The organism is Endozoicomonas sp. (assembly GCF_051008435.1).
GTDB lineage: Bacteria > Pseudomonadota > Gammaproteobacteria > Pseudomonadales > Endozoicomonadaceae > Endozoicomonas_A.
Window position 1 is genome coordinate 1 of record NZ_JBPCXO010000465.1, and the last position, 5,073, is coordinate 5,073.

6 protein-coding genes are annotated in these 5,073 nt (G+C 48.9%); 2 read left to right on the top strand and 4 right to left on the bottom strand.

The genetic code is table 11. The features are described 5' to 3' along the window. Positions 1–300 precede the first annotated feature (300 nt). The 3 genes from sixA to ACR2PX_RS22960 all read right to left on the bottom strand — a co-directional run bounded on the left by sixA (position 301) and on the right by ACR2PX_RS22960 (position 2,283). A complete protein-coding gene (gene sixA, locus ACR2PX_RS22950; protein ID WP_434001676.1) occupies positions 301–747 on the bottom strand; it encodes a phosphohistidine phosphatase SixA in 447 nt (148 codons plus the stop codon). Positions 748–826: 79 nt separating this feature from the next. Continuing rightward, complete coding sequence (locus tag ACR2PX_RS22955; RefSeq protein ID WP_434001677.1) at positions 827–1,141, bottom strand: DUF4389 domain-containing protein; 315 nt, start codon at positions 1,139–1,141, stop codon at positions 827–829. A gap of 107 nt (positions 1,142–1,248) precedes the next feature. Continuing rightward, positions 1,249–2,283, bottom strand: a complete 1,035-nt coding sequence (locus ACR2PX_RS22960) for an NAD(P)H-dependent glycerol-3-phosphate dehydrogenase (protein WP_434001678.1) — start codon at positions 2,281–2,283, stop codon at positions 1,249–1,251. 518 nt (positions 2,284–2,801) lie between these two features. Here ACR2PX_RS22960 and fabA point away from each other — a divergent pair. Both fabA and fabB read left to right on the top strand, forming a co-directional pair. Continuing rightward, positions 2,802–3,314 (top strand): 3-hydroxyacyl-[acyl-carrier-protein] dehydratase FabA, encoded by a 513-nt coding sequence (fabA, locus tag ACR2PX_RS22965; protein WP_434001679.1) that lies wholly within the window; start codon positions 2,802–2,804, stop codon positions 3,312–3,314. A 28-nt stretch (positions 3,315–3,342) separates the two neighbouring features. Beyond that, a complete protein-coding gene (gene fabB / locus ACR2PX_RS22970) occupies positions 3,343–4,560 on the top strand; it encodes a beta-ketoacyl-ACP synthase I (RefSeq protein ID WP_434001680.1) in 1,218 nt (405 codons plus the stop codon). A gap of 77 nt (positions 4,561–4,637) precedes the next feature. On the opposite strand, the gene ACR2PX_RS22975 is transcribed toward fabB, so the two are convergent. Continuing rightward, positions 4,638–4,769, bottom strand: a complete 132-nt coding sequence (locus ACR2PX_RS22975; RefSeq protein WP_434001681.1) for a hypothetical protein — start codon at positions 4,767–4,769, stop codon at positions 4,638–4,640. Positions 4,770–5,073 lie beyond the last annotated feature (304 nt).

The following is a 5,073-nucleotide window of genomic DNA, read 5'->3' on the forward strand; positions in this document are numbered from 1 at the left end:
TCGATGAATTCGATTAAATAGGTCAACTATTCTCACGAATCCATCGAAGCTGTCTAGAACGCTCAAGACTGTCGACTCGTTCTACTGAAATTTATGCTCGAAAGCATAAGTCCGACAGGCTCCTAGAAATAATTGAGCAGGATGCCCAATCAGCCAACCAGTTTGACGACAAACTGTTCTTTTTCAGGCAGGCTTAGATTAGATCAAGGTCAGGAAAGTTCACGACAAGGTCACATTTATTTTTAAGCGGGATAGTCTCCGTCGTTTTTGAGTAAAAACGGCGGAGACTGAAAGCAGAATTCAGGGCGCAATCATCTCGACGAATTGAGCCAGTCCGGGCCCTGGCATGTCCATCTCTAGCACCGCTGCGTTAGCGGTCATAAAGCCAGGTCCCTGATGCATCGCCCCGTCACAGAGCAGACCGGTTAAAGCACCCACCAAAGGCATATGACTGGCAAGCGCAATATTCCCATGAGCAGGCAACTCTGAGACGACTGCCATTGGGTCGTCATCCGGTGTAATACACTCGAGTGTTTCCAGAGTACACTCCAGTGTTTCAGCCAGAATCCGGCCAGACTGCTGTGCCCTGAGATATGGACTGGCAAGGACTCTGTTAATCCCAAGATGAGTCAGTTTAGAAGCCGTACTGAGTACTTCCTGTTGACCCATTTCCGTCAGCGGTCTTTCCTGATCAGAAGGTGCTGACCAACTGGCTTGTCCATGACGCATAATGATCAGTTTCATCATTCAATTCCTGTTTATCGATGCCTTTCAAAAGCACGGTGATACCAATGAGATGAGAAAAGATGACTGGATAGCCAAGCCGTTAACCGGCCTCTTCCTGATCATTTTCATTGTCCGGCTCTTTCTCACCAGGCCAGTCACTGAATGGATAGGGTTTGGTATCCGCATTATAAGTAACAAACTGAATGATCTGATAAAAGTATTGATTCAAACTCGCACTGAACTCCAGCAAGCGTGAATTGGGTTCTGACTTGATAAACCCATGTATAACCTGAGCAATAGCGATCAGTAAAATCAGAAAGCCTGCAATATGGGCCAGCATATAAAACAGCACCATGAACAGCAGCCTAAGCCATCGTGACTCTGATTTCAGATTATCAATCACTTTCTCATCCATAAATAACCCGCTCCGTTTTTGTTGATAGTTAACAGTTTTGAATTGACAGTAGTCAGTTTCTAAAAGGAAAACATTCCTGTGCACTGAAAACCGTTCGCGCCTTACTTTTACCGGACCATAAATTCAACGTCGGTTTTCTGTTCACGAAGCATCATGCCCCGTACCAGCTGACTGACATCAAAGTCTTCAAATATAACCTTGTGCAGGGCTTCTACAATCGGCATATAAACGTCCAGCTCAACCGCTTTCTGCTTAACCTGCTGTAAAGTATTCACCCCTTCAGCCACCTGCCCCAATTCATCTTCAGCTTCTTTCAGGCTTTTGCCCTGTCCCAGAGCATATCCTACCCGGTAGTTTCGACTGAGACTGGAGGTACAGGTTGCCACCAGATCCCCGACTCCCGCCAACCCCAGAAAGGTCATAGGATCGGCTCCCAGCTTCACGGCAAAGCGACTCATTTCTGCCAGACTCCGGGTAATCAACATGCTCTTGGTATTCTCACCCATCCCCATGGCTGCACCGATGCCTGAAACAATGGCATAGATATTTTTAAGGGCACCGGCCAGTTCAACACCATAGACATCATGATTGGAATAAACCCGAAAATAATCAGAGTGCAGTACTTTCTGAACAACCTCACACAGCTCTGAATCTTCACTGGCAATAACCGTTGCCGTTACCGCCTTGGCCACAATTTCCTTGGCCAGGTTCGGACCACTGAGAACACCCACTCTGATTGAGTTGAGTTCTTCATTGAGGATCTCACTCATCAGGTCGAAGGTGACCGGCTCAATACCCTTGGTCGTACTGATCACCATTTTACCTTCCAGAGCATCGCCCGCCAGCTGTACCACTGAACGAAAAGATTTACTGGGAATGGCAATCAATACCAGGTCAGCATCGGACACTGTCGCTTTGATATCGGTAGAAGCCTGAACAGAAGGGTGAATGGTATAGTCCGGTAGATAGCGGTGATTGATATGATCCTGGTTGATGCCCTTTACCTGCTCCTCACTGCGCATCCAGAGTTTAACCTGATGACCGTTTTGAGCTGATATATCGGACAGTGCTGTACCAAAGCTGCCTCCACCCAGGATGGCTATGGTATACTGCTTGCTACCGTTGTTCGGCGTCATCATCATAGTTCCGGCTGTGTTTCTCTTGACTCGGCACATGGGATGCAATGGAGCCATCCCGTCTGGCGACTGTATACCCCAGGCACCGGTTTCATGTTCGTCTTATAAGCCATGGCCTAAAAACAGACGGCTGCACTTTCAGATCGGGTGCAAATCAGTCAGTCTGAATATCCTGCCATGGCTAAAGACTCGTCTTTCAACTCCAAGGGAGATGAAAGATCTTTCAGATAGATAATACATTACCTGAACCGGTAGTGCATGAAGAGGGTTGCGTTTTTCAAAGGATGAAAAAACGATCATCCGGAACCGACCTTCATCAAATGTCACGAGAGCCGCCAGATCTGTTGTTTTTTTGTTAATTTCAACGGAATACTCTGATGAGAGTCTGAGAGCAATGGTATAGTGCACGCCGGAACGATAGTAATGAATTCCCGTGATCAGTGGTCAGCCTGACAGGGAGTCGACAGGTCCATGTCACCCCTGCCTTCAGGTCGGCCATGGCATTTTCCAGGAATAATGAACGAATGAAGCAACAATCCTTCGATAAAGACGATCTGCTCCGCTGTTCTCAGGGTGAGCTTTTCGGTCCAGGCAATGCTCAACTGCCAGCACCTAACATGCTGATGCTGGACCGTATCGTCCGTATCTCTGAAGAAGGCGGAAAGTACGGCAAGGGCGAGATCATTGCCGAACTGGATATCTCTCCTGACCTGTGGTTCTTTGAGTGCCATTTCCCGGGCGACCCGGTAATGCCTGGCTGCCTGGGTCTTGATGCCATGTGGCAACTGGTCGGTTTTTATCTGGGCTGGATGGGAAATCCGGGCCGAGGCAGAGCTCTGGGCAGTGGTAATGTTAAATTCACCGGCCAGATCCTGCCAACCAACAAAAAAGTGACCTATCACATCAACATCAAGCGTATTATCAGCCGCAAGCTGTCGCTGGGTATTGCTGATGGCACTATCAGCGTCGATGGACGCGAGATTTATACAGCAGAAGGGCTCCGGGTTGGCCTTTTCCAGAGCACCGACGCATTCTGATTCATTCGGATAATTCAGGTTTAGACAAATGAAACGTGTTGTAGTTACAGGGATCGGCATTACTTCCTGCCTGGGTATCACTCAGGACGACGTAGCCGACAGCCTCAAACAGGGAAAATCCGGCATCAGCTTCAACGAGAGCTACGCTGAAAAAGGTTTTCGCAGCCAGGTATCCGGCTCTGTCGACATCGATCTGAGCGAACACATTGACCGTAAAACACTGCGTTTTATGGGTCTGGCGGCTTCCTATGCCTACATCGCCATGAAACAGGCAATTGAAGATTCCGGTCTGTCTGAAGACCAGATTTCCAACCCCAGAACCGGCCTGATTGCCGCTTCCGGTGGTGCCTCTTCTGAAAATATCGTAGAAGCCGCTGACATCATGCGAGAGAAAGGTGTCAAGCGTGTAGGTCCCTACCGTGTCACCCGTACCATGGGCAGCACAGTATCGGCCTGTCTGGCTACCCCATTCAAAATCAAGGGTGTGAACTACTCCATTACTTCTGCCTGTGCCACCAGTGCTCACTGCATCGGTAACGCAGTAGAGCAGATCCAGCTGGGCAAACAGGATGTTGTCTTCGCCGGTGGTGGTGAAGAAGAGCACTGGTCACAGACCGGCCTGTTCGATGCCATGGGCGCTCTGAGCACCAAGTACAACGAAAGTCCGGACAAAGCTTCCCGCGCTTATGACGCTGACCGCGATGGTTTTGTCATTGCCGGCGGTGGCGGCATGGTGGTTCTGGAAGAACTGGAACACGCCAAAGCCCGTGGTGCCAAGATTTACGCAGAAGTGGTTGGCTACGGCGCAACCTCTGACGGTTATGACATGGTGGCCCCTTCCGGTGAAGGCGCTTCCCGCTGCATGCGTCTGGCTCTGGAAACGGTTGACGGTCCGGTTGATTACATCAACACCCACGGCACTTCCACACCCGTAGGCGATGTTGCTGAATTGAAAGCGCTGAAAGAAGTGTTTGGTGATGAAATGCCCACCATCAGTTCTACCAAGTCGCTGTCTGGTCACTCTCTGGGAGCGGCTGGTGTTCAGGAAGCTATCTACTGCCTGCTGATGATGAAACACGAGTTCATCACTGCTTCAGCCAACGTAGAAAACCTGGACGATGAAGCCAAGAACCTGCCGGTTCTGGTGGGCGAAGCTCGCGAACAGAAGCTGACTCGAGTCATGTCTAACAGCTTCGGTTTCGGTGGCACCAACGCCTGTCTGGTACTTCAAAGTTACGAAGACTGATAGCCAGGTATGTTTCTTCTGAAAGTCACTCAGAAGAACACAGCCTACTGAAAAAGCCACCTTAACGGTGGCTTTTTTTATTCCTCCATTAATATCTCCAGCATGGAGGAATAATTATTAAGAAAATGTCGGGTGACCGCATAAGTATCGGTATCTTCATACTCCACTTCTTCCAGACCGTTCTCGTGAATCTGGGGTTCGGCCTGCAAAATTGCTTTTACGTCAGAAAATATATCTAGGAGCCTGTCGGACTTAGCCGACCGTAGCGAGAAAAAGTCCGGTTTGAGACAGTTTTTATGATTATTTGAGGCGAATAGCGAGCTATTCAACGAAAAGAATCATAGAAAATGGCCAAGTCTGGTTGTTTTGCGGTGGGTAAGTGGGAGGTCCGACAGGCTCCTAGGCAATAGCAATAGTAGAACAGCAATTTTATAGCTGCTTTTCAGAGTAAGTGTTATCTGAAGGGCGGTAGCGTGGGTGAATTCTGACTGTATTTTTCTAAATTAGGATTTT